Annotated in this window: 24 protein-coding genes; 18 read left to right on the top strand and 6 right to left on the bottom strand. The window is 70.8% G+C overall.

What is annotated here, in order from left to right; genetic code table 11:
• Positions 1-381: 381 nt before the first annotated feature.
• Positions 382-1,806 (bottom strand): sensor histidine kinase, encoded by a 1,425-nt coding sequence (locus ACNPQM_RS14810; protein WP_418084343.1) that lies wholly within the window; start codon positions 1,804-1,806, stop codon positions 382-384.
• Entirely contained in the window at positions 1,803-2,537 is a 735-nt protein-coding gene (locus ACNPQM_RS14805) for a response regulator transcription factor (RefSeq protein ID WP_418084342.1), read from the bottom strand. The genes ACNPQM_RS14810 and ACNPQM_RS14805 overlap by 4 nt, the downstream gene beginning before the upstream one ends.
• Before the next feature lie 197 nt (positions 2,538-2,734).
• Here ACNPQM_RS14805 and ACNPQM_RS14800 point away from each other — a divergent pair, with 197 nt between their 5' ends.
• The 13 genes from ACNPQM_RS14800 (at position 2,735) to ACNPQM_RS14740 (ending at position 16,252) form a co-directional block, all read left to right on the top strand.
• Entirely contained in the window at positions 2,735-4,087 is a 1,353-nt protein-coding gene (locus ACNPQM_RS14800; protein ID WP_418084341.1) for a ferric reductase-like transmembrane domain-containing protein, read from the top strand.
• Between the two features lie 23 nt (positions 4,088-4,110).
• On the top strand, positions 4,111-4,539 hold the full coding sequence (locus ACNPQM_RS14795) for an FMN-binding protein (RefSeq protein ID WP_358861328.1): 429 nt from the start codon (positions 4,111-4,113) through the stop codon (positions 4,537-4,539).
• A gap of 34 nt (positions 4,540-4,573) precedes the next feature.
• Positions 4,574-5,287: an FAD:protein FMN transferase gene (locus ACNPQM_RS14790; protein WP_418084422.1), complete on the top strand. Its 714-nt coding sequence runs from the start codon at positions 4,574-4,576 to the stop codon at positions 5,285-5,287.
• 171 nt (positions 5,288-5,458) lie between these two features.
• Positions 5,459-7,531, top strand: a complete 2,073-nt coding sequence (locus ACNPQM_RS14785) for a SpoIIE family protein phosphatase (RefSeq protein WP_418084340.1) — start codon at positions 5,459-5,461, stop codon at positions 7,529-7,531.
• A 143-nt stretch (positions 7,532-7,674) separates the two neighbouring features.
• Positions 7,675-9,084, top strand: coding sequence for a wax ester/triacylglycerol synthase family O-acyltransferase (locus ACNPQM_RS14780; protein ID WP_418084339.1), 1,410 nt, complete (start codon positions 7,675-7,677; stop codon positions 9,082-9,084).
• Between the two features lie 121 nt (positions 9,085-9,205).
• Entirely contained in the window at positions 9,206-10,195 is a 990-nt protein-coding gene (locus ACNPQM_RS14775; protein ID WP_418084338.1) for an aldo/keto reductase, read from the top strand.
• A complete protein-coding gene (locus ACNPQM_RS14770; RefSeq protein WP_418084337.1) occupies positions 10,192-10,503 on the top strand; it encodes an L-rhamnose mutarotase in 312 nt (103 codons plus the stop codon). The genes ACNPQM_RS14775 and ACNPQM_RS14770 overlap by 4 nt, the downstream gene beginning before the upstream one ends.
• Before the next feature lies 1 nt (position 10,504).
• Positions 10,505-11,359 carry an amidohydrolase family protein gene (locus ACNPQM_RS14765; protein WP_358861332.1) on the top strand — a complete coding sequence of 285 codons (855 nt, stop codon included), beginning with the start codon at positions 10,505-10,507 and terminating at the stop codon, positions 11,357-11,359.
• 42 nt (positions 11,360-11,401) lie between these two features.
• Positions 11,402-12,262: an Fpg/Nei family DNA glycosylase gene (locus tag ACNPQM_RS14760; protein WP_418084336.1), complete on the top strand. Its 861-nt coding sequence runs from the start codon at positions 11,402-11,404 to the stop codon at positions 12,260-12,262.
• 146 nt (positions 12,263-12,408) lie between these two features.
• Entirely contained in the window at positions 12,409-13,161 is a 753-nt protein-coding gene (locus ACNPQM_RS14755) for a LytR/AlgR family response regulator transcription factor (protein ID WP_358861334.1), read from the top strand.
• 63 nt (positions 13,162-13,224) lie between these two features.
• Positions 13,225-13,587, top strand: coding sequence for a hypothetical protein (locus ACNPQM_RS14750; RefSeq protein ID WP_358861335.1), 363 nt, complete (start codon positions 13,225-13,227; stop codon positions 13,585-13,587).
• Complete coding sequence (locus ACNPQM_RS14745) at positions 13,584-15,065, top strand: cation acetate symporter (protein ID WP_418084335.1); 1,482 nt, start codon at positions 13,584-13,586, stop codon at positions 15,063-15,065. Before ACNPQM_RS14750 ends, ACNPQM_RS14745 begins: the two co-directional genes overlap by 4 nt.
• Positions 15,062-16,252: a sensor histidine kinase gene (locus tag ACNPQM_RS14740; RefSeq protein WP_418084334.1), complete on the top strand. Its 1,191-nt coding sequence runs from the start codon at positions 15,062-15,064 to the stop codon at positions 16,250-16,252. Before ACNPQM_RS14745 ends, ACNPQM_RS14740 begins: the two co-directional genes overlap by 4 nt.
• Before the next feature lie 10 nt (positions 16,253-16,262).
• On the opposite strand, the gene ACNPQM_RS14735 is transcribed toward ACNPQM_RS14740, so the two are convergent.
• On the bottom strand, positions 16,263-16,796 hold the full coding sequence (locus tag ACNPQM_RS14735; protein WP_418084421.1) for a hypothetical protein: 534 nt from the start codon (positions 16,794-16,796) through the stop codon (positions 16,263-16,265).
• A gap of 124 nt (positions 16,797-16,920) precedes the next feature.
• Between ACNPQM_RS14735 and ACNPQM_RS14730 the strand changes: the two genes are divergently transcribed.
• Complete coding sequence (locus ACNPQM_RS14730) at positions 16,921-17,118, top strand: zf-HC2 domain-containing protein (RefSeq protein ID WP_418084333.1); 198 nt, start codon at positions 16,921-16,923, stop codon at positions 17,116-17,118.
• Here ACNPQM_RS14730 and ACNPQM_RS14725 read toward each other — a convergent pair.
• Entirely contained in the window at positions 17,052-17,618 is a 567-nt protein-coding gene (locus tag ACNPQM_RS14725; protein ID WP_358861339.1) for a sigma-70 family RNA polymerase sigma factor, read from the bottom strand. The genes ACNPQM_RS14730 and ACNPQM_RS14725 overlap by 67 nt on opposite strands.
• Positions 17,619-17,861: 243 nt before the next feature.
• Positions 17,862-20,759, bottom strand: a complete 2,898-nt coding sequence (locus ACNPQM_RS14720; RefSeq protein ID WP_418084332.1) for a glycoside hydrolase domain-containing protein — start codon at positions 20,757-20,759, stop codon at positions 17,862-17,864.
• A gap of 97 nt (positions 20,760-20,856) precedes the next feature.
• On the opposite strand from ACNPQM_RS14720, the gene ACNPQM_RS14715 reads away from it, so the two are divergent.
• The 4 genes from ACNPQM_RS14715 to ACNPQM_RS14700 all read left to right on the top strand — a co-directional run bounded on the left by ACNPQM_RS14715 (position 20,857) and on the right by ACNPQM_RS14700 (position 25,696).
• The gene (locus ACNPQM_RS14715; RefSeq protein WP_418084331.1) at positions 20,857-21,990 is read left to right on the top strand and encodes an ROK family protein; all 1,134 of its coding nucleotides are present in this window, start codon (positions 20,857-20,859) and stop codon (positions 21,988-21,990) included.
• 105 nt (positions 21,991-22,095) lie between these two features.
• The gene (locus ACNPQM_RS14710; RefSeq protein ID WP_418084330.1) at positions 22,096-23,088 is read left to right on the top strand and encodes an ABC transporter permease; all 993 of its coding nucleotides are present in this window, start codon (positions 22,096-22,098) and stop codon (positions 23,086-23,088) included.
• On the top strand, positions 23,085-24,005 hold the full coding sequence (locus ACNPQM_RS14705) for a carbohydrate ABC transporter permease (protein ID WP_358861342.1): 921 nt from the start codon (positions 23,085-23,087) through the stop codon (positions 24,003-24,005). The genes ACNPQM_RS14710 and ACNPQM_RS14705 overlap by 4 nt, the downstream gene beginning before the upstream one ends.
• 62 nt (positions 24,006-24,067) lie before the next feature.
• Positions 24,068-25,696, top strand: coding sequence for a hypothetical protein (locus tag ACNPQM_RS14700; protein ID WP_418084329.1), 1,629 nt, complete (start codon positions 24,068-24,070; stop codon positions 25,694-25,696).
• 40 nt (positions 25,697-25,736) lie between these two features.
• Here ACNPQM_RS14700 and ACNPQM_RS14695 read toward each other — a convergent pair whose 3' ends face one another.
• Positions 25,737-26,198 carry a universal stress protein gene (locus ACNPQM_RS14695; RefSeq protein WP_418084328.1) on the bottom strand — a complete coding sequence of 154 codons (462 nt, stop codon included), beginning with the start codon at positions 26,196-26,198 and terminating at the stop codon, positions 25,737-25,739.
• Positions 26,199-26,474 lie beyond the last annotated feature (276 nt).

Genomic DNA, 26,474 nt, shown 5'->3' with positions numbered 1-26,474 from the left:
ACGATCGTGCCGACCAGTACGGACATGCCGCATCCCCCGCCTTGAACGCGTTCAAGTAGCTTTCCGTGCCGACTCTAGGGGTTTTCTTGAACGCGTTCAAGACTGCTGTGAGGGGAAGGACCGACAGGGCTCGCCGCCGCAGGCAGGATGTCCCGTATGGAGATCATTCCCGGACGCGGCGTCGACCTCGTCAAGGTCGGTGATCCGCGTAGCCACGACTTCCACGTCGGTTTCGCCGTCCGGTCCATGCACTCACTGAGCGCGGGAGACCTCGATCCGGCAGCCGCGGAGGACGACGAGCGGGCCGTCGCAGGAGGGAGTGTCCGTGGCGCCGTACGCCTGCTTCGACGAGGGACAGCGGGGGCGGGCGAGGACCCTGGGTCAGCGCGGGAGGGCCACCCGGAATGCCGTGTGTCCCGGCCGGCTCACGACATCGGCCGAGCCGCCGTGGGCGGTGACCACCGCGCGGACGATGGCCAGGCCGAGTCCGGTGCTGCCGGTGGCCCTTGAGCGACTGGGGTCGGTGCGGACGAAGCGCCCGAAGATCTCCGGCAGCAGCGCGTCGGGGATGCCCGGCCCGTTGTCCGTGACGGTCAGCCGGACGTCGGCGGCCTCCGCCCGGAGCTGCACCGTCACCTCCGTACCGTCCGGGGTGTGCACCCGGGCGTTGGCGAGGAGATTGCCGATCACCTGCTGGAGACGGTGCGCGTCGCCGGTGACGGTCACGGGCTCCTCGGGGAGGTCGAGGAGCCAGCGGTGGCCGGGGCTCGCGGCCCGTGCGTCGTCGGTCGCGTCGAGCACGAGGAGGGTCAGATCGACCGGTTCGTGGTCGAGTTCGCGCCCCGCGTCGAGGCGGGCGAGCAGCAGCAGATCGTCGACCAGGTGGCTCATCCGCCCGGACTCCGACTGGATGCGCTCCAGGGCGTGCCGGACCCCGGCGGGTACGGGGCCGTGGTGGCGCAGGGCGAGTTCGGCGTGGCCACGGATGTTGGCGACGGGTGTGCGCAGCTCGTGGCTGGCGTCGGCGGCGAAGTGCCGCAGCCGTTCCTCGCTCGCCTGCCGCCGGGCGAGCGCGTCCCCGATGTGTTCGAGCATGCGGTTCAACGCGGTGCCGACCTGGCCGACCTCGGTCCGAGGATCGGTGACAGGCAGCGGGTCGGGCATGGCGACCTCGCCGCCGGCCAGTGGCAGCCTGGCCACGCCGACCGCCTGCTTCGTGACGCGTCGCAGGGGGCGCAGGGAGACCCGCACCCACAGGGCTCCGGCGACCCCGGTGGCGAGCAGGGCCGCGCCGAACACGACCCCCTCGACCGCTTCGAGCCGGTGCAGGGTCTCTTCCACGGGGTGCAGCGGCAGTCCGGTGATCAGCACGTCCCGGTCGTCGCCGGCGACGGCCGCGACCCGGTAGCCGCCGAGTGCGGAGAGCCGTACGCTGCGGCCCTTCCCGTCGTCGGGCACAGCCGCGAGCGTGCGCCGGTCGTCGGCGGTCAACGGCACCTTGCGGACGTTCTGCTCATCGACCACGGCAGCCTCGGTCACCCGGCCGTTCTGCAGCCTTGCGCCGAAGGTGGAGTCGGCCTGGCCCCGCGAGTCGGGGCGGTTGTCGGCGTCCCGCGCGGCTTCGTGTTCCAGGCTGGCGGGGAACCTGCCGCCCGACGCGGTCAGCTGCTGGTCCAGGCGGCGCACCAGGAAGCCCTCGAGGGCGAGGACGGTGGTGAGTCCGACCGCGAGACATGCGGCTGCGAGCAGCAGGACGAGCCCCGCGGTGAGCTGCCCACGCAGCGTGTGCGGCGGCGGCCGTCTCATGACGGATCCGGCTTCAGGACGTACCCCACTCCGCGCACCGTATGGATCATGGGAGCGCGGCCCGCGTCGATCTTTTTGCGGAGATAGCTGATGTACAGCTCGACGACATGGGCGCGGCCGCCGAAATCGTATGCCCACACCCGGTCGAGGATCTGCTCCTTGGACAGCACCCGACGCGGATTGCGCATCAGGAAGCGCAGCAGCTCGAACTCGGTGCGGGACAGCTCGACGACGGCGCCGCCGCGCCGGACCTCCCTGGCCTCCTCGTCCATGGTGAGCTCGCCGACCGTCAGCCGGTGCCGGCCCGGCGCACCGGCCATCCCCGCCCGCCGCAGCAGCCCGCGCAGCCGGGCGAGGACCTCCTCCAGACTGAACGGCTTGGTCACGTAGTCGTCGCCGCCCGCCGTGATCCCGGCGATGCGGTCCTCCACCGCGTCGCGGGCGGTCAGGAACAGCACGCACACCTCACGGGCCTCACGGCGCAGCTCCCGCAGCACGCGCAGCCCGTCCATGTCGGGCAGCATCCAGTCCAGCACGACGGCGTCCGGCCGGAACTCGCGCGCCTCGGCCAGAGCGGAGGCACCGTCCGCGGCAGTACGGACCTGCCAGCCCTCGCCGGTCAGTGCTCCGGCCATCACCTCGGTCAGATCGGGTTCGTCGTCGACGACCAGCACCCGGACCGGGGCCCCGTCGGGGCGGTGCAGGGGCGGCTGTGCGCGGTGATTGTCCATGGTTTGTCCAGCATCCCCCAGTGCGGACGGCGGCGGGCCGCCGGGGACCTCTGAATTCCCTCTGAGTTGTCCCTGCGCTCCCTCTGGAATCCCGGCCGGCCGGGGCGGCCGCCGCCCATTCAGAAGGTACGCAGAGGATGTGCTGCGAGGCTTGCCGCCGTCGGCCGCCCCAGCGGTCCCTTACGAGGGGAGCCCCCATGACCACCACAGCCCCCGCCTCGCCGTACGCGAGCAAGGGCACACGACACCGCCGCCCGCCGCGCAGCGTCGCCCCGCATCTGGTGTCCGCCGTCATCTATGCGGGGGCCGCAGCCGTCCTCGCCCTGTGGTGGAGCGACACAACCGCCGTCGTCGGCGCCGCGGGCCGGCTGACCAACGCAGGGCGCATCACCGGGCTGCTCGCCGGGTACGCCTGCGCGGTCCTGGTGGTTCTGATGGCCCGCGTCCCCCTGCTGGACCACAGCATCGGCACCGACCGGCTGGCGCGCCTGCACGCCGCCGCCGGCCGATGGACCATCTCCATGGTCCTGGCCCACACCCTTCTCGTCATCTGGGGCTACACGCTCAGCGCCCACACGGACGTGGTGAGCCAGACCTCCGACCTGGTCCTGCACTACCCGGACCTCCTCAAGGGAACCGCGGGCTTTCTGCTTCTCCTCCTCACCGGTGCCGTCTCCGCCCGCGCCGCCCGTCGCAGGATGAGCTACGAGACCTGGCACTACCTCCACTTCGCCACCTATCTGGCGATCTTCCTCGCCTTCGGACACCAGCTTTCCGACGGCGCCGACTTCGTCGGCAACCGATCCGCGCAGCTGGCGTGGTACGCCCTCTACCTGGGTGCTGCTGCTTTGGTCGTCTGGTACCGGTTCGCGGTCCCGGTACGCCGCGGCCTGAGGCACCGGCTGACGGTGACCGCCGTCCACACCGAAGCTCCCGGCGTCGTCTCTGTACACCTCACCGGCGAGCGCCTCGACGAGCTGGGGGCCGAGCCGGGACAGTTCTTCCGCTGGCGCTTCCTCACCCGGGGCCTGTGGTGGACCGCCAACCCGTACTCGCTCTCCGCGCCGGCCCACCCCCGCCATCTGCGGATCACCGTCAAGGCCGGCGGCGCCCACAGCGCCGCGCTCGCCCGTCTCGCACCCGGCACCCGAGTCTGGGCCGAGGGACCGTACGGGGGCCTCACCGCGCGCCGCCGTACCGCACACCAGGTGCTCCTGCTGGCGGGCGGAGTCGGCATCACTCCGCTGCGGACCCTGTTCGAGACGCTGCCCGGACCGGTGACACTCGTCTACCGCGCCCGTCGGACCGAGGACCTGGCGCTGCGCGCCGAACTCGATGCCATCGCCGCCCACCGCCGCGCAACGGTCCACTACGTCGTCGACGGAGATGCCCCACTGACCGCACCCGCCCTCAGCCGTCTGGTCCCCGGCCTGGCCGCGCACGACGTCTACCTCTGCGGCCCGCCCGGCATGACCGAGGCTGCGATCCGCGCCCTGCGCGACGCCGGAGTGCCGCGCCGTCGCATCCACCACGAATCGTTCGCGTTCTGATGAGTGCCCCGAGGAGAGTCACCATGCGCCGAGCCGTTCTCGCCACCACCGGCACCAGTGCCCTGGTCGTGGCCCTGCTGTCCCTGAAACCGCACCAGGCTCCAAGTCTCCTCGACGCGGGCAGACGCCCGGCGACCACGGTCTCCCCGCCTACGTCGACCGGCGCAGCCGCCCCGACAGGCACGTTCAACGGTGATCCGGTGGACACCCGGTACGGACCGGTGCAGGTCGCCGCCACCCTCGCCAAGGGGAGGCTCACCGCCGTGCGGGTGCTCCGGGCGCCCGATGAGAACGGCCGTGACCGGGAGATCGCCGCGTTCGCGCTGCCCCGGCTCACCCGCGAGGCGCTCGGTGCCCAGAGCGCGGACATCGACTCCGTCTCCGGAGCCAGCTACACCAGTCAGGGCTATATGGAGTCCCTGCAGAGCGCATTGGACCGGGCCGGTGGCTGATCGCGCGCACTCGCTGCGCCATGTCGAGCACGTGATGGGCACGGTGTTCTCCTTCGACATCAGGGACCGGCCCACCCCTGCGATCCGCCGCGCCCTCGACGATGCGGTGCGCTGGCTGCACCACGTCGACGCGGTGTTCTCCACCTACCGTCCGGACAGCGCCATCAGCCGACTGGGCCGTGGCGAGTCCGGGCCCGGCACCTGGCCTGCGGAGGTCCGTGAGGTCCTCGACCTGTGCGGCGATGTCACCCGGGTCAGCCGCGGCTGGTTCAGCGCCACGCCGGGCGGGGTCCTCGACCCCTCCGGGCTGGTCAAGGGGTGGGCGGTCGAGGCCGCCTCGCAGCTGCTGCACGAGAGCGGCGCGACCAACACCTGCGTGAACGGCGGCGGCGACCTTCAGCTGCGCGGCGAGGCGCGCCCCGGCGTCCCCTGGCGGATCGGTATCGCCCACCCTCTGCGCCGCGGGGCGCTGGCCACCGTCGTGTCCGGATCTGATCTGGCGGTCGCCACCTCCGGAACGGCCGAACGCGGTGCGCACATCCTCGACCCGCACACCGGCACCCCGGCCCTGGGCCTTGTGTCGATCACGGTGGTGGGGCAGGCGCTGACCCTGACGGACGCCTTCGCCACGGCTGCGTTCGCCATGGGCGGTGGGGCGCGCGGCTGGCTGGAGTCGTTGGAGGGGTACGAGGCGCTCGCCATCACACCCGACGGCCGGGAGTGGCGCACCAGTGGGTTCGGCTGGTAGTTCCCCGAAGCGGGCTGATGACCTGGTCATTCAACTGGGACGAGCCCAGGGGGGTGGACGTTCCGCTTCAACGGCATGGCCCTCCGATGAGCGCGTTCGGAGGCATTCCGCCTGCCGTCCGTCGGACGGGATCGTTCGAAGAATCGGACAATCAATGGCAAAGTATCCCCCATGGATGGTCGGGTAGTGGGTGCCCTGTCGCTCCCGGTCGATTGGCCCGCCCACCCGGACCTCAGCCTCGCCCTGAACCGTATGGGCAGCTTCGACTGGGACCTCGACAGCGGATTCATGCACATGGACCGGCCCGCGCTCGACGTGTTCGACCTGCGGTCCGATGAATACGACAACCGGCCGGAGAGCCTCTCCTTCCGCGTGCCGCCGGACGAACGGGTACGCATCGATGCCCTGGTCTCGCAGGCACTCAAGAGCGGAGAGAGCAACTACGGCGCGTACTTCCGGATCCTTCGGCGCGACGGCACGATGCGCTGGACCCACACCCAGGGCTTCATCCGCCGTGACGAGACCGGCCGCCCGCGCCGGATCATCGGCATAGTCAGGGACGCCACCCAGGAGCTGACCGATTCCACCGTCCGCCACGAGCAGGACGAGGCACGGCGCCGGCGCACGACGCTGGTGGAGGGCACCACGGCCGCCCTGGCCCACGCCCGCACCGTCAGGGACGTCATCGGCGTACTCAAGAACTCGCAGGGGCTGGCCCTGCTCGGAGCAACCGGCCTCGTCATGGGGTTGATCGAGGCCGGGCGTATCCATCTGGTGGCCGACGGGCCGGAAGAGGCCTTCGTGTCGGGCACCCGGTACACCCGTACGGACGAGCCGTACCCGATGAGCGAAGTGGTCCGCACCCTCGCGCCCCGCTTCATCGAGTCCGCCGAGGACTTCGCCACCTCGTACCCGATCCTGTGGCCGCACATCGGTGATCTCGGCATCACCTGCGCCGCCTATCTGCCGCTGATCGCCCAGGCCCGCCCCATCGGCGCCCTCGGACTCCTCTACAGCGACAAGGACGGCTTCACCGGCGACGAACGCAATCTGCTGGTCGCCCTCGGCAGCTCCATCGCCCAGAGCCTGCAGCGGGCCATGCTCTACGAGCAGGAGCACGACCTCGCCCAGGGGCTCCAGCAGGCCATGCTGCCGCGCCGGGTCCCGGATGTTCCGGGCGCCCAGATCGCTGTCCGGTACCGCTCGGCGAGGCTGGGACGGGACATCGGGGGCGACTGGTACGACGTCATTACGCTGCCCGGTGGCCGGGTGGGCGCCGTCATCGGCGACGTCCAGGGCCACGACACGGACGCGGCTGCGGTGATGGGACAGCTGCGCATCGTCCTGCGTGCCTACGCCGCCGAGGGGCACAGCCCTGCCACCGTCATGGCCCGCGCCTCCGTCTTCCTCCATGAGCTCGACACCGACCGCTTCGCGACCTGCACCTACGCCGAGGTCGACCTGAGCACCGGGGTGGTGCAGCTCGTTCGGGCGGGGCATGTCGAGCCGCTGGTACGCGACGTCGACGGCAGCTGCCGCAGGCTCCCCGCCGAGGGAGGGCTGCCGTTGGGGCTCTCGGCCGAGTTCGGCCGGCTCGAATACCCGGTCAGCACCGTCGAGCTGGACCCCGGTCAGACGGTGGTGCTCTACACCGACGGCCTGGTGGAGCTGCCGGGGGCCGATCTCGACGAGGGCGTGCAATTGCTGACCTCCGTGATCCGGAACGGGTCGCAGGACCTTCAGCAGCTGGCCGACCAGCTGTGCGAGACGGTCGACGAGCGGGGCGGCGAGGACGACGTGGCGGTCCTGCTGCTGCGCCGCGAAGCCACCCACGCACCGCAGCCGGGCGGCCGGCTCCGGCAGCATGTCGCCCAGAACGATCCCGAGGCGCTGTGTTCGGCCCGGCACATGATCCGGGCGGCGGTGCGGGCCTGGGGCGCGAAGGGCCGGGCGGACGAGGTCGAGCTGGCCGCCGATGAACTGATCACCAATGCGCTGATCCACACCGACGGCGGGGCGATCGTCACCATCCGGGTGCTCGCCGGGCTCGAACGGCGGCTGCGGGTCGACGTCGAGGACCGGTCGAGCGCGCTGCCGCGCCCTCGGGACGCGGGGGAGTCCGGCGTGTCCGGGCGTGGGCTGCTGGTGGTGGACCGGCTGGCGGACGCCTGGGGCGTGGAATCCCGCGGCAGCGGCAAGTGCGTGTGGTGCGAGTTCATCGTCCCGAGACATCGCCATAGTTGACGCCGATGAAGGCGATGCGTACTACCAGGTAGTAACAGAAAGTAACATGTCAGTACTTGACCGTAACGGATCGCGAGCGATTGACTGCGACTGCGGCAGTCGTTGACTCCGGCAATCTTTGCCTTCGATGACATGAGGACCCGTTGGGCACTGAACTACTGGCACCTCTCGATCTGGCTTTCTGGCACCTCGAAACCGATGCGCACCCCATGCACCTCGGTGCACTCGCCGTCTTCTCGCCGGCGCCCGCCCCGGCGCCGGGCGTCACCGCGGACACCGTGGTGGAGCTGCTCGGCGCCCGCGCCGCGGCGATCCCCCGGCTGCGGATGCGCGTACGGGACGTCCTGCTGCCGGTCGGCGGCGCCGCCTGGTCCGTCGACAAGGACTTCGACGTCTGTCGGCACGTCCAGCGCGTGCTGCTGCCCCGGGACGACGAGTCGCCGGACGGCGGCTTCATGGCCGGGGCCACCCGGCTCGCCGGTGAGCTCATGGAGCGGCCGCTCGAGCGGGGGCTGCCGCCCTGGGAGATGTACGTCATCTCCGGCGCGGACGAGGGGCCCTTCGCCGTGCTCGTCAAGCTGCATCACGCGCTCGCCGACGGCATGCGCGCCGTCGCCATCGGTGCCGGGATCTTCGACGAGATCGCCTCCCTCGGAGCCCGCGCCCGCGGCGGTGTGAGCGCCCGCCGGGCGCGCCCGGTCCCGCCCCGCTCGTGGATGCCGGGGCCGCGCCAGGTGGCCGGATTCGCGCTGGGCCGGCTCGAGGACCTATCGCGGGCGTTCGGGGTCGGTGCTTCCGTCGTGTGGGCCAGCCGCCTCGATCTGCGCGGCGCCCCCGCGCTCACCGCGATCTCCAGCGGCACCCGTCGGCTGGCCACCGCGGAGTTGGACGGCGAGTCCGTCCGCCGGATCCGCCGGATCGTGGGCGGGACCACCAACGACGTCCTGCTCGGCGTCGTCGCCGGAGCGCTCCGCCGGTGGATGGTGGAGCGCGGCGAGCGGCTGCCCGTCGCCGACCCGCGCGCCCTCGTCCCGGTCTCCCGGCGCAGGCCTGGCACCGGCGCGACCTCCGGGAACCGGCTCTCCGCCTATCTGCTCGGACTCCCCGTCTCCGAGTCCGACCCGTGGGAGCGACTGCGCACCGTTCGCACTGCCATGGACCGCAACAAGGCCGCAGGACCACTGCGGGGTGCCGGTGCCGTCGCGGTGCTCGCCGATCAACTGCCCTCACTGGCCCACCGATTCGGCGCCCCGCTCGCCGGCAGCGCCGCCAGGATGCTCTTCGACGTGCTGGTCACGAGCGTGCCCCTGCCGCGCTCGGCGCTCTCGCTGGGCGGCTGCCCGCTGCGGGCCGTCTACCCGATGGCGCCGCTGGCGCGCGGGCAGTCACTGGCCATCGCCCTGTCCACGTACGGCGGCCGGGTGCAGATCGGCTTGGTGGCGGACGGCAAGGCGGTCCCCGACCTGGAGCGGCTGGCCCGATGCGCCGAGGACGAGCTGCGCGAGCTGCTCGATCTGCTCCCGGTCGGTCAACCCTCCCAGAGGTCCCGATAGATCGGACAGATTTTAGTGGTCGTGCGGCATTTCGTGAGGCCGAGGGTGTTGACGCGTTCAAGTGATCCGATGAATATTCGTCAGGCAGGAATTAACGATCATCGGTGAGGACGGCAGCGGCATGCGGCGAAACAGGCTGGGAACGAGTGCGGTCGAGGTGACCGAGCTGTCCTTCGGGGCGGCCGCCATCGGCAACCTCTTCCGTGAGGTCGACCCCGCCCAGGCCGCCGCCGCCGTGGACGCCGCCTGGGACGAGGGCATCCGCTACTTCGACACGGCACCGCACTACGGGCTCGGCCTCTCCGAACGCAGGCTGGGCGCGGCCCTGCGTCACCGGCCGCGCGACTCGTACGTGGTCTCCACCAAGGTCGGCCGGCTACTCGATCCCCTCCCGGCCGACCCGATCACGTCGTACGACGGCCTCTCCGAAGGCTTCGCCGTGCCCGCCACCCACCGTCGTCGCTGGGACTTCAGCGCCGACGGTGTACGCCGCAGCATCGAGGACAGCCTCGAACGGCTCGGTCTCGACCGCATCGACATCGCCTATCTGCACGACCCGGACGACCACGCCGAGGCCGCCTTCCGCGAGGCCTATCCGGCCCTGGAGAAGCTGCGCTCGGAAGGCGTCGTCGGAGCCATCGGCGCGGGCATGAACCAGACCGCGATGCTCACCCGCTTCCTCCGCGACACCGATGTGGACACCGTCCTCTGCGCGGGGCGCTACACCCTCCTCGACCAGTCCGCGCTTGCCGAGCTGCTGCCCGAGGCGACCGCACGCGGCCGCAGCGTCGTCGTCGGCGGAGTCTTCAACTCCGGGCTGCTTGCCGACCCGCGCCCCGGTGCGACCTACGACTACACGGCCGCCCCGCTGACCCTTCTCGACCGGGCCCTGCGCATCAAGGCCGTCGCCGAAGGCCACGGCGTGCCACTGCGCGCCGCCGCCCTGCACTACCCGCTCGCCCACCACGCGGTCGCCACGGTGCTCGTCGGCACCCGCTCGCCCGACGAGATACGCGACGCCGCCGAGCTGCTCTCCCGCGAGGTCCCCGCCGCCCTCTGGGACGAACTGCGCGCCGAGGGCCTGCTCACCGAGGACGGACACCGGCCATGAGAATCGCCCTGCACACCAAGGTCCGCGCCGACCGCATCGAGGAGTACGAGGCGGCGCACCGCGAAGTCCCCACGGAGCTCACGGCGGTGATCCGCGCCGCGGGCGCCACCTCCTGGACGATCTGGCGCAGCGGCACCGAGCTGTTCCACGTCATCGAGTGCGAGGACTACGCCCGGCTTCTCGCCGAACTCGAGCAGCTGCCCGTCAACATGGCCTGGCAGGCCCGGATGGACGAACTCCTCGACGTGGCGCACGACTACTCGTCGGACGGCGTCGAAGCCGGTCTCCCCGTCGCCTGGGAGCTGTGACATGACCGGCCCGCAACGGATTGTCGACGCCCACCACCACGTGTGGGACCTGTCGGTACGCGACCAGGAGTGGATCACCGGCGAGGAACTGGCCCCGCTCCGGCGCACCTTCACCCTGGCCGACCTGGAGCCCGAGGCCCGCGCCGCCGGGGTGCACGCCACGGTCCTCGTCCAGACCGTCACCGTCCCCGAGGAGACCCCGGAGTTCCTCGCCCTCGCCGACGGCAACGACCTCGTCGCGGGCGTCGTCGGCTGGACCGACCTCACCGCGCCCGGGATTGCCGACACCCTCGCCGCCCTGCGCGAACTCCCCGGTGGCGACCGGCTCGTAGCCATCCGCCACCAGGTCCAGGGCGAACCCGACCCCGAGTGGCTGCTGCGCCCCGAGGTGCAGCGCGGACTGTCCGCCGTGGCCGCCGCCGGACTCGTCTACGACCTGGTCGTCCAGTCCCACCAGCTGCCCGCCACCGTCAGGGCCGCCGCGCTGCTGCCGGAACTCACCTTCGTGCTCGACCATGCGGGCAAGCCGTCCATCGCCACCCGGAGCCTGCACCCCTGGGCGGAGGACATCCGGGCGCTGGCCGACCGACCCAACACCGTCTGCAAACTCTCCGGCCTGGTGACCGAGGCCGACTGGCGCTCCTGGACGGTCGACGACCTCCGCCCGTACGCCGACACCGTCCTCGACGCCTTCGGGCCCGACCGCCTGATGTTCGGCTCCGACTGGCCGGTCTGCCGGCTCGCGGCGAGCTATGCGGAGGTCGTCGACGCCGCACGCGCCCTCACCGACGGACTGGGCGCGGACGAGCGGTCGGCGGTCTTCGCGACCACCGCGGAGCGGACCTACGGCCTCTGACGGCGGTGGCAGGGGCCGGCGGGCTGCGGCATCCTGGGACCCATGCCCGAACTACCGGAGGTCGAGGCGCTGCGGGTCTTTCTCGACGAGAACCTGACCGGCAAGGAGATCGCCCGCGTCCTGCCGCTCGCGGTCAGCGTGCTGAAGACGTACGACCCACCGCTCACTGCTCTGGAGGGCGGCACCGTCACCGGCATCGCCCGGCGCGGCAAGTTCCTGGACATCGGCGTCGGCCCGCTGCATCTGATCACCCATCTGGCCCGGGCGGGCTGGCTGCACTGGAAGGACAGTTTCCCTGCCGCCCCGCCGCGCCCCGGCAAGGGACCCCTGGCGCTGCGTACCGTACTCACCGGCGGGGACGGCTTCGACCTCACCGAGGCGGGTACGACCAAACGCCTCGCCGTGTACCTCGTGCACGACCCCGCAGAGGTGCCCGGCATCGCCCGCCTCGGACCCGACCCGCTCGACGCCTCCTTCGACCGGGACACGTTCGCCGCGCTGCTCGCCGGGGAGCGGCGGCGGATCAAGGGCGCCCTCCGCGACCAGTCCCTGATCGCGGGCATCGGCAACGCCTACAGCGACGAGATCCTGCACGCCGCGAAGATGTCCCCGTTCACACTCGCCGCGACCCTCACCGACGACGACATCACCCGGCTGTACACGGCCCTGCGCACCGTCCTCCCCGACGCCGTCGCACGCTCCAGCGGAGTGGCGGCGGGCAAGCTCAAGGCGGAGAAGAAGAGCGGGCTGCGTGTCCACGGCCGCACGGGCGAACCGTGCCCCGTCTGCGGGGACATCATCCGGGAGGTCTCGTTCAGCGACTTCTCGCTCCAGTACTGCCCGACCTGTCAGACCGGCGGCAGGCCACTGGCCGACCGTCGTCTCTCCCGACTTCTCAAATAGGGCAGTTCAGCGGGTGAGTTCCAGCAGCTGCCGCCCGTCCGCCGCGCGTATCTCGAACAGAACTCGCCCGTGAATCACCCCCACCCCCCGCATGTGCCGGTCGGTCTCAAGCCAACACCTCCGGACACGCTCTACACTCCGGCCTCATGCTGCGCGTACTCGCCGTCGACGACGAAGCACCCGCCCTGGAGGAGCTGCTCTACCTCCTGCGCGCCGACCCCCGCATCCGCAGCGCCGAAGGCGCCACCGGGGCCACCGAGGCGCTGCGCCGCATCGGCAGCGCCGTCGACGCCGGTCCGGACGACCCGTCCGCCATCGACGTCGTCTTCCTCGACATTCACATGGCGGGCCTCACCGGCCTCGATGTCGCCCAGCTGCTGGCCGGGTTCGCAGCGCCCCCGCTCATCGTCTTCGTCACGGCCCACGAAGGGTTCGCCGTCCACGCCTTCGACCTCAAGGCCGTGGACTACGTCCTCAAGCCCGTCCGCCGCGAACGCCTCGCCGAAGCCGTCCGCCGGGTCGCCGAACAGGTCGGCGGCCGCTCCGCTTCCCTCCAGGACACCGCAGCCGACCAGATAGCCGTCGAACTGGGCGGAGTGATCCGGTTCATCCCGGTCGACGACATCGCGTACGCGGAGGCGCAGGGCGACTACGCCCGGCTGCACACCGCGGGCGGCAGCCATCTCGTCCGGATTCCCCTCACCACCCTCGAAGAACGCTGGCGCTCGCGCGGCTTCGTACGCATTCACCGCCGCCACCTCGTCGCCCTCGGCCGGATCGACGAACTGCGGCTCGACGCGGGCAGCATGAGCGTCCGCATCGGCACCGCATCGCTTGCCGTGAGCCGCCGCCACGCCCGCGCCCTGCGCGATCTGCTCATGCGGCAGACCGGCCGCTGACCAGGGACTACCCAGGTCCGAAACCTTCCCAGAGAGGTTCCCGGCTGCGTACACTCCGAGCCCATGTCCGCAGAGTCGACGCCCCGGCGTGAAGTGGTGACGGGGGAGCCCCGGCGTGTGCGCCCGCTGCCCCGCTACCGCACCCAGTCGGAGATCGACGAGCAGACCGCGCTCGGCGGCGCCTACGTCCGCTCGCTCATGCGTAGCCAGCTGCGGGCCGGACTCACCGCGTTCACCGTCCTCGCCGTCGTCGCCGGCACGCTGCCGCTGGTCTTCGCGGCGTTGCACAGCGCCGCCGTGGTCTGGACGGTCCTCGGCTTCGCCGCCTACCCGCCGCTGACTCTGATCGCCTGGTGGTACGTGCGGCGGGCCGAGCGCAACGAGCGCGACTTCGCCCGGCTCGTGGAAGGCCGCCCCGCACAGTGAGCCGCACGTACGCGGTGGTGTCCGTCGCCGCCGTCGTTCTCGCCACCGCCCTCGTCGGCGGTTTCGGACTGCGCATCTCCCGTACCACCTCGGACTTCTACGTCGCCTCCCGCACCGTACGCCCGCGGCTCAACGCCGCCGCGATCAGCGGCGAGTACCTCTCCGCGGCCTCCTTCCTCGGCATTGCCGGCCTGGTGCTCGTGCACGGCCCCGACATGCTCTGGTACCCGGTCGGCTACACCGCCGGCTATCTGGTGCTGCTGGTCTTCGTCGCTGCGCCGCTGCGCCGCTCGGGTGCGTACACCCTGCCCGACTTCGCGGAGGGGCGGCTCGAATCGCGGCAGGTGCGCAGGCTGGTGAGCGTGCTCGTCGTGGGGGCGGGCTGGCTCTACCTCGTACCGCAGCTCCAGGGTGCCGGGCTCACCCTGAAGATCCTGACCGGGGCGCCCGGCTGGCTCGGCGATGTGCTCGTCGCATCCGTCGTCGTGGTCGCCGTCGCGGCGGGCGGCATGCGGTCCATCACCTTCGTCCAGGTCTTCCAGTACTGGCTGAAACTGACGGCGCTTCTGGTCCCTGCGATCTTCCTGGTGCTGGCCTGGCAGGGCGACGGGCGGCCACGGGTCACCTTCGACGAGCAGCTGTCCGTCTTCCGGGCCGACCATCCGCTCTACGCGACCTACGGGCTGATCATCGCGACGTTCCTCGGAACGATGGGGCTGCCGCACGTCGTCGTCCGCTTCTACACCAGCCCGAACGGCCGCGACGCCCGCCGAACCACCGTCGCCGTCCTCGCTCTGATCGGCGTGTTCTACCTGCTGCCGCCCGTCTACGGGGCACTGGGCAGGCTGTACGCCCCCGAGCTGATCCACGGCGGGGACGCGGACGCCGCCGTGCTGCTGCTGCCCGAACGCGTCGTCGGCGGGCTCGGCGGGGACCTGCTCGGCGCACTCATCGCCGGCGGCGCCTTCGCCGCGTTCCTGTCGACCGCATCCGGACTCACGATGGCCGTCGCCGGCGTCATCACCCAGGACGTCCTGCCCTCGCGCGGTGTCCGGCACTTCCGGCTGGCCACCCTTCTCGCCATGTGTGTGCCACTGGCCGGCTCGCTCATGGTCAGCCGGGTGCCGGTGGCGGACTCCGTTGGGATGGCGTTCGCCGTATCGGCATCGTCTTTCTGCCCGCTGCTGGTCCTCGGCATCTGGTGGCGACGCCTCACCCCGCCGGGCGCGATCGCCGGACTGGTGCTCGGCGGCGGCTCCGCGTTCCTGTCCGTCGCGATCACCGTCAGCGGTGCGGTGCGCCCGCCCGGCTGGCCGCACACCCTGCTCGCCTGGCCCGCCGTCTGGTCGGTGCCGGTCGGTTTTCTCGCGATGGTCCTGGTGTCGCTCGCCACGCCCGGTCGCATACCGTCCGGCACGAATGCCGCGATGACCCGCTTCCATCTGCCGGAGGCCTTGATACCCGGGAGACACCGATGACAGGGCCCGCATACGCCGTCCTCGTCCTGCTCGTGCTCCTCCTGCTCGGCACCGGGTTCCTGCTCGGCCGCCGCACCGCCCGTCCCGTCCGCCCCAGCGACGTCGGTACCCCCGTCGAGCACGCCACCTTCGAGACGCTGCACACCGCCTCGCTCGCCGCGCCCCCGCTGCGCGCCGGACTCACCGAGGAGAGCGCCCGCAAGGCAGCCCGCAGACTGCGTTCCCTGCTCGGCACCGACGCACTCTGTCTCACCGACCGGGACCGGGTCCTCGTCTGGGACGGTGAGGGCGACCACCACGGCAGACATGTCATGGACCAGGTGCAGGGGCTTCTCGCCAACGGCCGCGACACCGCCTTCCACAGCGACTGCGACGACCTCGACTGCCCGCTGCGCTGGGCCGTCGCCGTGCCGTTGACCGTGGACCACCGTGTCCTCGGCACCCTGATCGCCTACGCCCCGCGCGAGTCGGCGGTCCTGGCCAGGGCGGCCGGAGAGGTGGCCCGCTGGGTCTGCGTACAGCTCGAACTCGCCGAACTCGACCGGTCCCGCACGCAGCTCATCGAGGCCGAGATCAGGGCCCTGCGTGCCCAGATATCCCCGCACTTCATCTTCAACTCCCTCGCCGCCATCGCCTCGTTCGTCCGCACCGACCCCGAGCAGGCTCGCGAACTGCTGCTGGAGTTCGCCGACTTCACCCGCTACTCGTTCCGCAGCCACGGCGACTTCACCACTCTCGCCGACGAGCTGCACTCCATCGACCAGTATCTGGCCCTCGTCCGGGCCCGCTTCGGTGAGCGGCTCGCTGTCACCCTCCAGGTCGCCCCCGAGGTCCTGCCCGTCGCCCTGCCGTTTCTGTGCCTCCAGCCTCTGGTCGAGAATGCCGTCAAGCACGGACTCGAAGGCGCCGTCACCCGCAGCCGCATCACCATCAGCGCGCTGGACGCGGGCTCGGAGGCAGAAGTCGTCATCGAGGACGACGGCATCGGAATGGACCCGGAACGGCTGCGGCACATCCTGCGCGGCGAAGGAGGACACTCCACCGGCATCGGACTGCTCAACGTCGACGAGCGGCTCCGCCAGGTGTACGGCGACGACTACGGGCTCGTCATCGAGACGGGCATCGGCGCCGGGATGAAGATCACGGTGCGGCTGCCGAAGTACCGCGCCGGGGTGCACGGTTCGTGAGGAGCGGTGCTCAGTGGAGATGGATCGCCAGATGCCCCAGTGGCAGCCCCAGCTGCCAGGCGGGCGTCCACACCTGGGCCGACGCCTGCGCCCACTCCTCGTCGTCCTCGGTGCCGAGCGGCTCCCACGGCGGCGGCCCGATCGCGTCGAGATCGGCCGCGAGCAGCTCGGTCTCGTCCAGCCACCGCCATGCACGGCGGGCCAGCGCCAGATCGGGATCCGGAACACTCCGGCCGCCGTCCGGCGAGAGGACCGGGGCCGCCGCGCCGAGCCGTTCGCAGACCCAGCGGCGCCAGGCGCTCCCGTACGCCGTCAGCAGCCGCAGTTCGTCCATCCGGGTCGCGGGCAGGGCATCGTCCACCGCCCCGTCGCAGAGGAAGATGGTCAGGGCGAGCGCCTCGCGCCCCGCGCGGTACTCCAGCGTCGACGGCTCCATCAGGTCGCCGGTCCGCAGCAGTTCATCGGCGATGTACTCGGCGTACATCCAGGCCATCGGGACCAGCAGCCCGCCCCCGCTGGTTCCATCCGTACGTTCCGGACGCATCCCGTCTCGCCTCTTCCTCATCTCGGCACCGGGCCACACGCAGCATTGAACCGGGGGAGCGCGCCCCGCGTGGCCAGAAGGGCAGGATCCGTCCGACCCGATCCGTTACAGACATGAGGTTGCGATGACCGCCGATCCCGGGGAGGGACCGCACATGCGGCAATTGCTCGGCGCGTATGTGCTCGATGCGCTCACCGACGGGGAGGCCCGGCGGGTCTCGCGGCATCTGCAGGGCTGCGACGGATGCGCCGCCGACTATGTGGAGGTCGCGGAGACGGCGTCGCTGCTCGGCCTGCTGAGCGAGGAGGACCTGCTGGAGTAGCCGGGCAGGTTGCGGGAGAGCAGACGCAGCGCGTAGTAGGAACGGGACTTGACCGTGCCCGCCGGTATGCCCAGCACCTGCGCCGTCTCGCCCACGCTCAGCCCGCGGAAGTAGATCTGGACCAGCACCGCACGGTGTTCCGGGCTGAGCGTCCGTACCGCCTCGCGGACATCGAGCACGGCGACGGTCGCCTCCGCCGTGTCCTCCCGGCCCGGGGCGCTCTCCAGTACGAGGTCGCTGACCTCGGTCGGCCGGGCCTGGCGGGACCTGCGCGCATCGATCGCCAGCCGCCGGGCGACGGTGAAGAGCCAGGGCCGCATCGATTCGTGCGGACTGTCGAACGCCTCGGGGTGCTGCCAGGCGCGTACGAGCGTCTCCTGGAGTAGATCCTCGGCGCGCTGCCGGTCGCCGAAGGTCAGACCGAGCAGGAAGTGGATGAGCGCGGGACCGTGTTCGCGCTGCAACTCCGCGAGGGTCCGCTCATCGGTCGTCGTGGTCATGGTGAACGCCCCTTTCCTGCGGGAGCCCCTGCTGCCTCGCCGCTGCCTGCGCCGTATACGAACGCATCGGGGCCACGACGAACAGCAGATGCACCGAGGCGTGCGACGAGCGGTCGCACGGAGCGGCGAATGGTGCGGTGAACGGTCGGACGGGCGGTGAACGGACACGAGCGGGCGCCGTGCTGTGCGCGACCCCGCACTCGGCCGGGCGTGCGGTGTGGCCGAGTGCGGGGCCACCGGCGGTCAGCGGGGTGCGGACGGCTGTACGGACAGCAGCCACCCCCGGCCCGGCGCCACCGGGACGGGCTCGCCCGCCGCGAACGAGCGTTCCGGCTGGAAGCCCTCGATCGCGGGTGCGTACGCTGCAACCGGGTCGCCGGAGCCGGTCAGCACGCACTCCACCGGAGTCGCCGCCCACGAAGCGACCGCGGTCGCCGTCCCGCCCGGTCCCTGCCAGCTGGAGGCGAGGACATCGTCGCGGCCGGTCGCCACGGGCTGTTCGTCCGCCCACCATCCGGTGAACCCGGCCTCTGGCAGCCGCAGTGCGTCGAAGGCCCGCCACAGTGGCCGGACATCGGTCATCGGGGCGCGCGCCGTCATCCCGAAGACCAGGCCCCGCCACGGGTTGCCGCCACCCTCCAGCATCTCGCCCATCAGCCCGAACGGAATCCCGGAGAGCTCCACCAGCCAGTACGCGGGGTCGGTTCCCTCGTAGTCGAACAGCTCGCCCAGCCAGAGCCGGTCGGTGTACGGCATCAGCTCCGCGTACAGATTGGCGCTGGACGCGAAGCCGTCCGGCTCCCGGTACTGGTTGCAGGAGTGCAGATCGATCAGCGGCGCGGTGTCGCCGGACCGGGCCAGTGTCTTGCGGACCCGCTTCATGGTGGTCCGGTCGTACGCCACGTCGTCGAGGTAGAGTCCGTCGACCCCGATCCGCCGGCGGAGCCGGTCGATGCCGCACACATAGGAGTTGTGCCAGCGCGAGTCGCCCGAGGTCACGACAGCCACATCGGCGACGTCGGGGGCCACCCAGCCGGGGACGTAGTCCGTGCCCAGGTGCTCGCGCAGCCAGGCGTGTCCGCCGCCCGGCCCCGGCGCCAGGACCTCGCTGCCCAGTGAGGCGAGGGCAGGCAGCTCCGGGTTGTGCCGGGTCAGTTCGCGCACGGTGTCGTACACCTTCACGCGGATGCCGAGCCGGTGTGCCTCGGTGGTGTAGTCCCGCAGTACATCGGCGGCAAGCAGCGGGTCGTTGATGTACGGGTTGGGCGGCGTCGCGTGATGGATGTTGACGACGTTCGCACCGTACGCGGCCACCTCGGCGGGGGTCGCGTACGCGTGGAAGTAGCGCTCGGCGAGCTGGAGTCCGGGCTTGATCGGCTTGAACGGGGTGAGCAGCAGCCGCAGTTCGAAGCAGCGGCTCTCCCCGGCGGCCATCCTGAGCGGGCCGCTGTACGCGCTCACCGTCCGCACACCGTCCTCGGTGCGCAGCCGGACCCCGCCGCTGCCGTCACCGGCCCAGGAGCGAGGCGTGACCAGAGGCTTCTCGCGGTAGTAGTTGGTGTTGAGCGGCCTTGCGTAGTGCTCGTCGCGCAGCGAGAGCTGGACACCAGCCGCGGGGGAGCCGAGCCAGAGCGCGTCCTGGTTGTGGGCAGGGGTGTTCCACTGCCAGTCGTACGTCTCCGGGCAGACCTGCCCCGGCAGCCCGAGACCCATCGCGTACCGGGCGATCTCCGCCCGGACCGGCACGTCCAGGCGCACGTCGAGGGCGAGCTCGTCGAGCGCCTCGACAGTCGTCCGTACGACGAGGAAGCCGTCGGCCTCCAACGCTCCTTCGGTGCGAAGTCGGATGCCCGGGCCGGTGGCCTCGCAGGACCAGCAGCCGCGCGCCGGTCCGGTCCGGTCGAGCCTCAGCGGCCCGTGATCGAGCGGCTGGCCGACCGTGAACGCGACCGGTCCGGAGAGCAGATCGCGTTCCGGACCGTCCGTGCCCGTCACCCCGGAGGTGAACGAGGAGGTGAGCCGCTGCGGCAACCCGGCGGGGCCGATCTCCACCGCCCGGCCGAGGATCTCCAGGCGGTGCCCGGCCATCTTCACCGGGGTGAACGGCGGGACGATCTCGTCGTCCTGGCCGAGCGTCGAGTCCAGCCAGCGCAGCCGGGCCAGCCGGACGGGGTCCCCGGCGCCGTGGTCGGCAACGGTCTGCGGACCGACGGTGATCCGCAGCGGCAGCACCCGCTCCCCGGTGCCGTGGGCGCGTACGGCGATCTCGCCCTCGTACGTGCCGGGTTCGGCAGCCTCCGGGATGTCCAGGCCGAACCAGAGCGCGTGGACATGCCCCGCGCCGACATCGATCCGGTTCTCGAACGGCTCCCCGCGTGCGTCGGTGCCGCCCGCGCTGAGAGACCGGACCGGGAACGGCAGCCCGCGGACTTCGGTACGGAGCTCCGTCAGCTCCTCCACCGCGTACACCCCGGCCTGCAGCACATAGAACTCGCCGCGTGACGCCGCACCCGTGAACGGGGCGGACGGCACGGCGCGGGCCCAGGGGGCGGGCAGCCGGTCGTACCGGCCCAGCGGATGGTCGCGGTCCTCGCCGAACAGCAGGAACGGCTCGTCCGGATGCGCCTCGGTCAGCGCCGCACACTCGTCGTCCGTGGCTGCGAACCCCAGTGGGGCGAAGGAGTCGACGGCGCTCACGGCTTCGTACCGGAACGCCTCCGCGCGCGGCAGCGAAGCCCAGATCCCGTCCGGCCGGTGCAGCCCGCAACGGTGCACCCAGTCGGGGTCCGCGGTCGGCGTGGGATGCCGGTAGGCGGCCTGTGGATAGTGAGGACGGCCCGTGTGCGCGTACGGCAGATAGTGCACGGCGTAGTCGCCCGGACCCTCCACCGGCTCGAACGCGATCCGGCCGCGCTCAGCCGTCACCTCGATCCGGACCGTGTTCCGTACCCGGCGGCCGGACGGAGCGAGGACCAGGACGTCCACCGCCCCGGGGTCCGGATCCCTGCGCCGCCAAGGCAGTTCCGCCCCGAAGACGGGGCCGCCCGATGGGGCGCGCACCAGGATCCGGTGATTGCCGTACATGTCGCTGTCCCATGAACCGAGCCCGCACTGCAGCTCGGGATGGCCCTGCTCACCCATGTTCGCACTCCCTCAAGGGCGCAATTTATTAGGTAAGTTGCTGAATTGCCATGGGACACCATGGAGATCTGACGATCACGCTGTCAAGGGAGACGCCATGGACCGGGGTGGGGACGCCTCGCTGCTGCGCCGGCTGAACACGGCCGCTGCCCTGCGGGTGATGCGCGAGCGCGACGAGGTCACCGTGCCGGAACTCGCCGGGCTGATCGGGGTGTCCCGGCCGACCGCCCAGGACCTCACGGCTCAGCTGCTGCGCGAGGGCCGATTGGTGGAGCTGCGGGCCAGCAGCGGTTCCGTGGGCCGTCCGGCCCGCCGCTTCCGGTTCCGGGCCGAGGCGGGCCATGTCATCGGTGTGGACATCGGGGCGCACAAGGTGCTGGTGCAGGCCGTGGACCTGCTCGGCCGCACCGTCGCCTCGGAACGGGTCACCGTCACCCCCACCATGGCCGCCAGGGAACGGCTGGACACCGTCCGAGGGGCGATCGACGCGTGCCTGGCCCGGCCGGAGAGCGCCGGGGTGCGCCCACTGGCCACCGGCATCGGCACCAGCGGCATGGTGGACCTCGCGGGCCGGGTGATACGGAGCACCGCGCTGCCCGGCTGGACCGGACTCGACCTCGGGAGCGAGCTCGCGGACAGCGCCCCGGGCCCGGTACTGGTGGGCAACGACATCCAGCTGGCGACCTTCGCCGAATGCGCCGGGGGAGTGGCCGTCGGGGTCCGGGACGCCATCTACCTCTACGTCGGCAACCGCCCCGGCATAGGCCTGTGGCTGCACGGGCGGCTGCACCGGGGTCACGGTGGTGCGGCGGGCGAACTGCTGCCCCCGGAAGGCTGGTCGGCGGCCTACCGGCGGCTGCTGGACTGGGCTGCCGGACACCAGGGCGCCGAGCTGCCCACCCGGGACAGCGCCGCCCGCGCCGTGGTCGAGGCGGCGGCGGCCGGGGACGGCGGCGCACGGTACGCGCTGCGCGCCTTCGCCGAGTCGCTCGCCGCATGCCTGGCGCCCCATGTCGCAGCCCTGGATCCCGAGCTGGTCGTGCTCGGCGGCGGAATCTCCCGGGCCGGAGCGCTGCTCAGCGAGCCGTTCGGCGCGTCACTCGCCGCTCTCTGCCCGAACGCGCCGAATGTCCGGAACTCCTCGCTCGGCGAGGAGTCAACTGCGATCGGGGCAGCTCGGCTGGTACTGGAACATATCGAGAACACGGTGCAGAAAAGTCCAACTCCATAGGAGCGATTGGCTGTTGACGTACCGGGTCGACGCTTCGATGATGTGGCCACCCTTTTCCGAAAGTTGGTTTCTAAATTCGTCGTGTCGTCAGGCAAGGGAGTACGTGTGACATCCCCTGCAACAACGCGCAGCCCCCGGGCCGCGTCCCCTCCAGCGTCCAAGGCGAAGACCGGCCGGCCCCCGCTGCGCCGCGTACCGCTGCGGGTCCGGCTGCGGAACAACTGGGTGATGCTCGCCCTGATGGCCCCGGGCCTGCTCTTCTTCGCCGTCTTCTTCTACGTGCCGATGCTGGGCAACATCGTTGCGTTCCAGGACTACCAGCCGTTCATCGGCTTCAAGGGCAGCCCCTGGGTGGGCCTGGCCAACTTCCAGGAGCTCTTCTCCGACCCGGCGTTCTGGGAGTCCGTACGCAACACCCTGGCCTTCGCCGCGCTGCAGCTGATCTTCTTCTTCCCCGCCCCGCTGGCCCTCGCGCTGCTCATCAACAGCCTCGTCAGCAGCCGCGTGAAGAAATTCGTGCAGAGCGTCGTCTACCTCCCGCACTTCATCTCCTGGGTGCTGGTCGTCGCCCTCTTCCAGCAGGTGCTCGGCGGCGCGGGACTCATCAGCAACTTCCTCCGTGACCACGGGCTCTCGGCCCTCGACGTGATGACCGATCCCGGCACCTTCCCCATGCTGATCACCGCACAGGTGATCTGGAAGGACATCGGCTGGGGCATGATCATCTATCTGGCGGCGCTCGCCAACGTCGACCAGAGTCTGTACGAGTCGGCTGCCGTGGACGGTGCCGGACCCTGGCGGCGCATGTGGCACGTCACCCTGCCCGCCGTCCGCGGCGTCACGATCATGCTGCTGGTACTGCGCCTCGGCGACGTACTGTCCGTCGGTTTCGAGCAGTTCCTCCTCCAGCGCGACGCGGTCGGCGCCCGGGCCTCCGAGGTTCTCGACACCTACGTGTACTACCACGGCGTGGTCTACGGCGACTGGGGCATCGGCGCCGTCGCCGGCCTGGTCAAGGGCGTGGTCGGCGCACTGATGATCTGGGGCGCCAACCGGCTCGCCCATGCATTCGGAGAGCAAGGGGTGTACAGCAAATGACCATCGGACTGCCCCTGCTGAAGCCCCGGCCCGCCGACCGCAGGGCCGCCTGGGAGGAGCCGCCGACCCGGCTGGGCTCGGCTGCCAAGGCCGTTGTCCTCACGATCATCGTGGCTGTGATGACCGTGCCGTTCCTGGTCGTCCTCTCCACCAGCCTCGCCTCCCGTGAGGAGGTCACAGCAGCCGGAGGATTCGTACTCTTCCCGACCCAGCCCACCCTGCAGGCGTACCGCACCATCCTCTCGGGCGGACTGGTCACCCGCGCCGTCACGGTCAGCGTCCTGATCACCGGCATCGGCACAGCGCTCTCCCTGCTGACGACCATCGCCCTGGCCTATGCGCTGAGCAAGCGCGGCGTCCCCGGCAGCAAGCCCGTGCTGCTGCTCGTCCTGTTCACCCTGCTCTTCGCCCCCGGCATGATCCCGATGTACGTCCTGGTCAAGGAGCTCGGGCTGCTCGACTCGTACTGGGCGCTGATCCTGCCGGGCCTGGTCAACGCCTTCAACCTGGTGGTGATGAGGGCGTTCTTCATGAACATCCCCGAGGAGCTGTACCAGGCCGCCCGGATCGACGGGGCGGGCGACTGGCGGATCCTCACCCGGATCGTGCTGCCGCTGTCCAAGGGCGTCATCGCCGTCGTCGGGCTCTTCTACGCGGTGACGTACTGGAATGCCTTCTTCAACGCGATGCTCTACCTCAACGACTCCGGCAAATGGCCCATCCAGCTGCTGCTGCGCACCTATGTGGTGCAGAACAAGCAGATGGCGGCCGACCAGCTCGGCGTGGCCCATCTGCCGCCCCAGCAGTCGATCTCCATGGCGGTCGTGATGCTCGCGCTGATCCCGATTCTGCTGCTCTACCCGTTCCTGCAGAAGTACTTCACCAAGGGCGTACTCACCGGAGCCATCAAGGGCTGACCCACGCCCGCTCATCTGTCCCCACCCTTCTCACCCCGTTGCGGAGATTCCCTATGACAGGCATGTCCCGACGCACCTTCCTCGGCCTGAGCACCGCCGTCGCCGCAGGAGCCGCCACCACGCTCGCCGGCTGCGGCTCCTCCACCACCGCCAAGGGCGAAGCAGCCTCGGGGAAGGTGAAGCTTCCCTCGTACGTTCCCAACAGCAGCATCAAGCCCGATCTGCCGCCCAACGCGAAAGGGCTCTCCGCGGGCTACCTCTCGTACCCCAAGGAGCTGATCCAGAGCGTCCCGAAGGCCCCCGGCGACGGTTCGAAGGTCACCCTGCTCACCGAGATCTGGACCCAGCCGCCGCTCCCCAAGGGTTCCAACGAGCACTGGCAGAAGGTCAACAAGGCTCTCGGTGTCGATCTCTCCGCCATCCTGGGCACCGACCCCGGATACGACGAGAAGTTCTCGGTCACTGTCGCCGGCGGCGACCTGCCCGACCTGATGTGGATACCGCCCAACCAGGGCATCCAGCACGTCGCCCAGCTGCTGGAATCCAAGTGCGCCGACATCACCGACTACGTCTCGGGCGACGCGGTCAAGGACTACCCGAACCTCGCCGCGATGACCCCCGCACACTGGAAGACTGCCGTGGTCAACGGCAAGATCTGGGGTGCGCCCAGTCCCTACCCCGCGTTCGGCCAGGTCTATGGCGGCAACCCCGACGTCTGGGAGAAGGCGGGCGGCCTGTCCGCCGCCAACCCCGACGAGTTCCTGGCCAAGTGCAAGGAGGTCACCGGCGGCAAGGTCTGGGCGCTGGAACCGATTTACGTCAACGCCGTCAGCGTGATGAGCCAGTGCTTCGGAGCCCCGAACAAGTGGCGGCAGAACAAGGACGGCTCACTCACCTTCTGGCAGGAGACCGACGAGTACCTGGCGGCGCTGGACTTCGTACTGAAGCTCAAGAAGACCGGCGTCTTCTACCCCGGCGACCCGAAGATGGCCGACGCCTATCTGAAGATGGCCCAGGGCTCCATCGGCGCCGCGGTGTTCGCCAACCCGTCCGGCGCCCGTGCCAACCTCCGTACCAACGACCCCTCGCTGGCCGCCGAGATCCTGACCCCGTTCGCCGCGGGCGGCCGGCAGCCCAACCACCACTACCACCTGGGCACCATCGGCTACACCGCCGTCAAGAAGGGCAGCGAGGAGCGGGTACGGATGCTGCTCGGCGTCCTCGACTACCTGGCCGCGCCCTTCGGTACCAAGGAGCGCGAACTGCTGGAATTCGGCACCGAGGGCGCCGACTTCACCTACGACAAGCAGGGCTTCCCGCAGCGCACCGAGCGGGGGAAACAGCAGGTCGAGGGGCTCTACAGCGGACTGGCCACCGCGACCACCGCCCCGTTCGCACTGCTCCCTTCCACGTTTGCCGGATCCCATGGCCCGCAGGACGTGAAGGATATTTACGCCGTCGAGCAGAAGCTCACCGAAACCGCCATTGCCAACCCGACGGTCGGTCACTACTCCGACGCGTACACCGAGCACTACGGGCGCATGTCGACCGAGGCCACGGACCTGGTCAACGACATCGTCAGCGGCCGCAGGAAGACCGGCGAGTGGAAGCCGTTCTGGACCGAGTGGCGCTCGCAGGGCCTGGGCCAGATGGCCAGTGAGTTCCAGAAGTCCATCGAGAAGAACGCCTGACGGACCCGGAGGCGGGGCCCGTCCCGACGCTGCCCACCGTTCACGGAACGACGGTGACGGGCCAGCGCCCCGCCTTCACCAGCCGGATCGCCACCGATCCGATGAACCGGTGTCCCGCCGACTCCGACGCGCCCACCACAACGGCATCCGCCTTCAGCTCGTCTGCCGCGGTGACCAGGCCGTTGTACGGATCACCGCGGAAGGTGTGGAACTCCCAGCGCACATCCCATATGTCCTTGAGCCGCTCCGTGGCCGCCCTGATCTCGCTGACCAGGCTCTCTGCGACCTCGCCGGTCGTGTCGGCGACCGGTGCGCCGAGCGCGGCACCCGCGGGCATCACCGGCTGGACATAGACGAGGGCGAGCATGGCATTCTGCCGACGCGCCAGCCCGGCGGCGTACGCGGCGGCGCGCATCGAGGAATCGGACCCGTCGAGGCCTGCGACGATCACTTTCGGACCGTCTGTGCCACGTTCGAACTGGTGAGGCTGCTGGTCTGTCACGGCAGTGAGGTTAGCCGCTCCCGCCGCCGCAACCGGTCCGGGCTGCCCGCTGCCCTGACCTGAGCCGCCGGTTGTCGCAGATGTGATCCCCGAAATGGGTGCACACCCGTTTGCACCCGGTGTCGTCGAGAAGGCTGCCGGATCGTGGCGCCGCGCCGCCGGATACCGTGCGGCGGCCGACCGGCCCTCCGGGGCAGCGGGTCGCGAACGTGGTCCGGTCGGCCGAACGTGGCCACCGGCCCGGTACGCCCGTCGCCCCGGGTCCTGATCCAGGAC

This window comes from Streptomyces sp. NPDC056231 (genome assembly GCF_048270745.1).
In the GTDB taxonomy this organism is placed as follows: Bacteria; Actinomycetota; Actinomycetes; order Streptomycetales; family Streptomycetaceae; genus Streptomyces.
This window is presented reverse-complemented; position numbering and strand designations above follow the sequence as displayed.

Coding starts and splice junctions, on each gene's coding strand:
- ACNPQM_RS14810 (WP_418084343.1), bottom strand. CDS start 1,806: ATGAGACGGCCGCCGCCGCACACGCTGCGTGGGCAGCTCACCGCGGGG.
- ACNPQM_RS14805 (WP_418084342.1), bottom strand. CDS start 2,537: ATGGACAATCACCGCGCACAGCCGCCCCTGCACCGCCCCGACGGGGCC.
- ACNPQM_RS14800 (WP_418084341.1), top strand. CDS start 2,735: ATGACCACCACAGCCCCCGCCTCGCCGTACGCGAGCAAGGGCACACGA.
- ACNPQM_RS14795 (WP_358861328.1), top strand. CDS start 4,111: ATGCGCCGAGCCGTTCTCGCCACCACCGGCACCAGTGCCCTGGTCGTG.
- ACNPQM_RS14790 (WP_418084422.1), top strand. CDS start 4,574: ATGGGCACGGTGTTCTCCTTCGACATCAGGGACCGGCCCACCCCTGCG.
- ACNPQM_RS14785 (WP_418084340.1), top strand. CDS start 5,459: ATGGATGGTCGGGTAGTGGGTGCCCTGTCGCTCCCGGTCGATTGGCCC.
- ACNPQM_RS14775 (WP_418084338.1), top strand. CDS start 9,206: ATGCGGCGAAACAGGCTGGGAACGAGTGCGGTCGAGGTGACCGAGCTG.
- ACNPQM_RS14770 (WP_418084337.1), top strand. CDS start 10,192: ATGAGAATCGCCCTGCACACCAAGGTCCGCGCCGACCGCATCGAGGAG.
- ACNPQM_RS14765 (WP_358861332.1), top strand. CDS start 10,505: ATGACCGGCCCGCAACGGATTGTCGACGCCCACCACCACGTGTGGGAC.
- ACNPQM_RS14760 (WP_418084336.1), top strand. CDS start 11,402: ATGCCCGAACTACCGGAGGTCGAGGCGCTGCGGGTCTTTCTCGACGAG.
- ACNPQM_RS14755 (WP_358861334.1), top strand. CDS start 12,409: ATGCTGCGCGTACTCGCCGTCGACGACGAAGCACCCGCCCTGGAGGAG.
- ACNPQM_RS14750 (WP_358861335.1), top strand. CDS start 13,225: ATGTCCGCAGAGTCGACGCCCCGGCGTGAAGTGGTGACGGGGGAGCCC.
- ACNPQM_RS14740 (WP_418084334.1), top strand. CDS start 15,062: ATGACAGGGCCCGCATACGCCGTCCTCGTCCTGCTCGTGCTCCTCCTG.
- ACNPQM_RS14735 (WP_418084421.1), bottom strand. CDS start 16,796: ATGCGTCCGGAACGTACGGATGGAACCAGCGGGGGCGGGCTGCTGGTC.
- ACNPQM_RS14730 (WP_418084333.1), top strand. CDS start 16,921: ATGACCGCCGATCCCGGGGAGGGACCGCACATGCGGCAATTGCTCGGC.
- ACNPQM_RS14725 (WP_358861339.1), bottom strand. CDS start 17,618: ATGACCACGACGACCGATGAGCGGACCCTCGCGGAGTTGCAGCGCGAA.
- ACNPQM_RS14720 (WP_418084332.1), bottom strand. CDS start 20,759: ATGGGTGAGCAGGGCCATCCCGAGCTGCAGTGCGGGCTCGGTTCATGG.
- ACNPQM_RS14715 (WP_418084331.1), top strand. CDS start 20,857: ATGGACCGGGGTGGGGACGCCTCGCTGCTGCGCCGGCTGAACACGGCC.
- ACNPQM_RS14705 (WP_358861342.1), top strand. CDS start 23,085: ATGACCATCGGACTGCCCCTGCTGAAGCCCCGGCCCGCCGACCGCAGG.
- ACNPQM_RS14700 (WP_418084329.1), top strand. CDS start 24,068: ATGTCCCGACGCACCTTCCTCGGCCTGAGCACCGCCGTCGCCGCAGGA.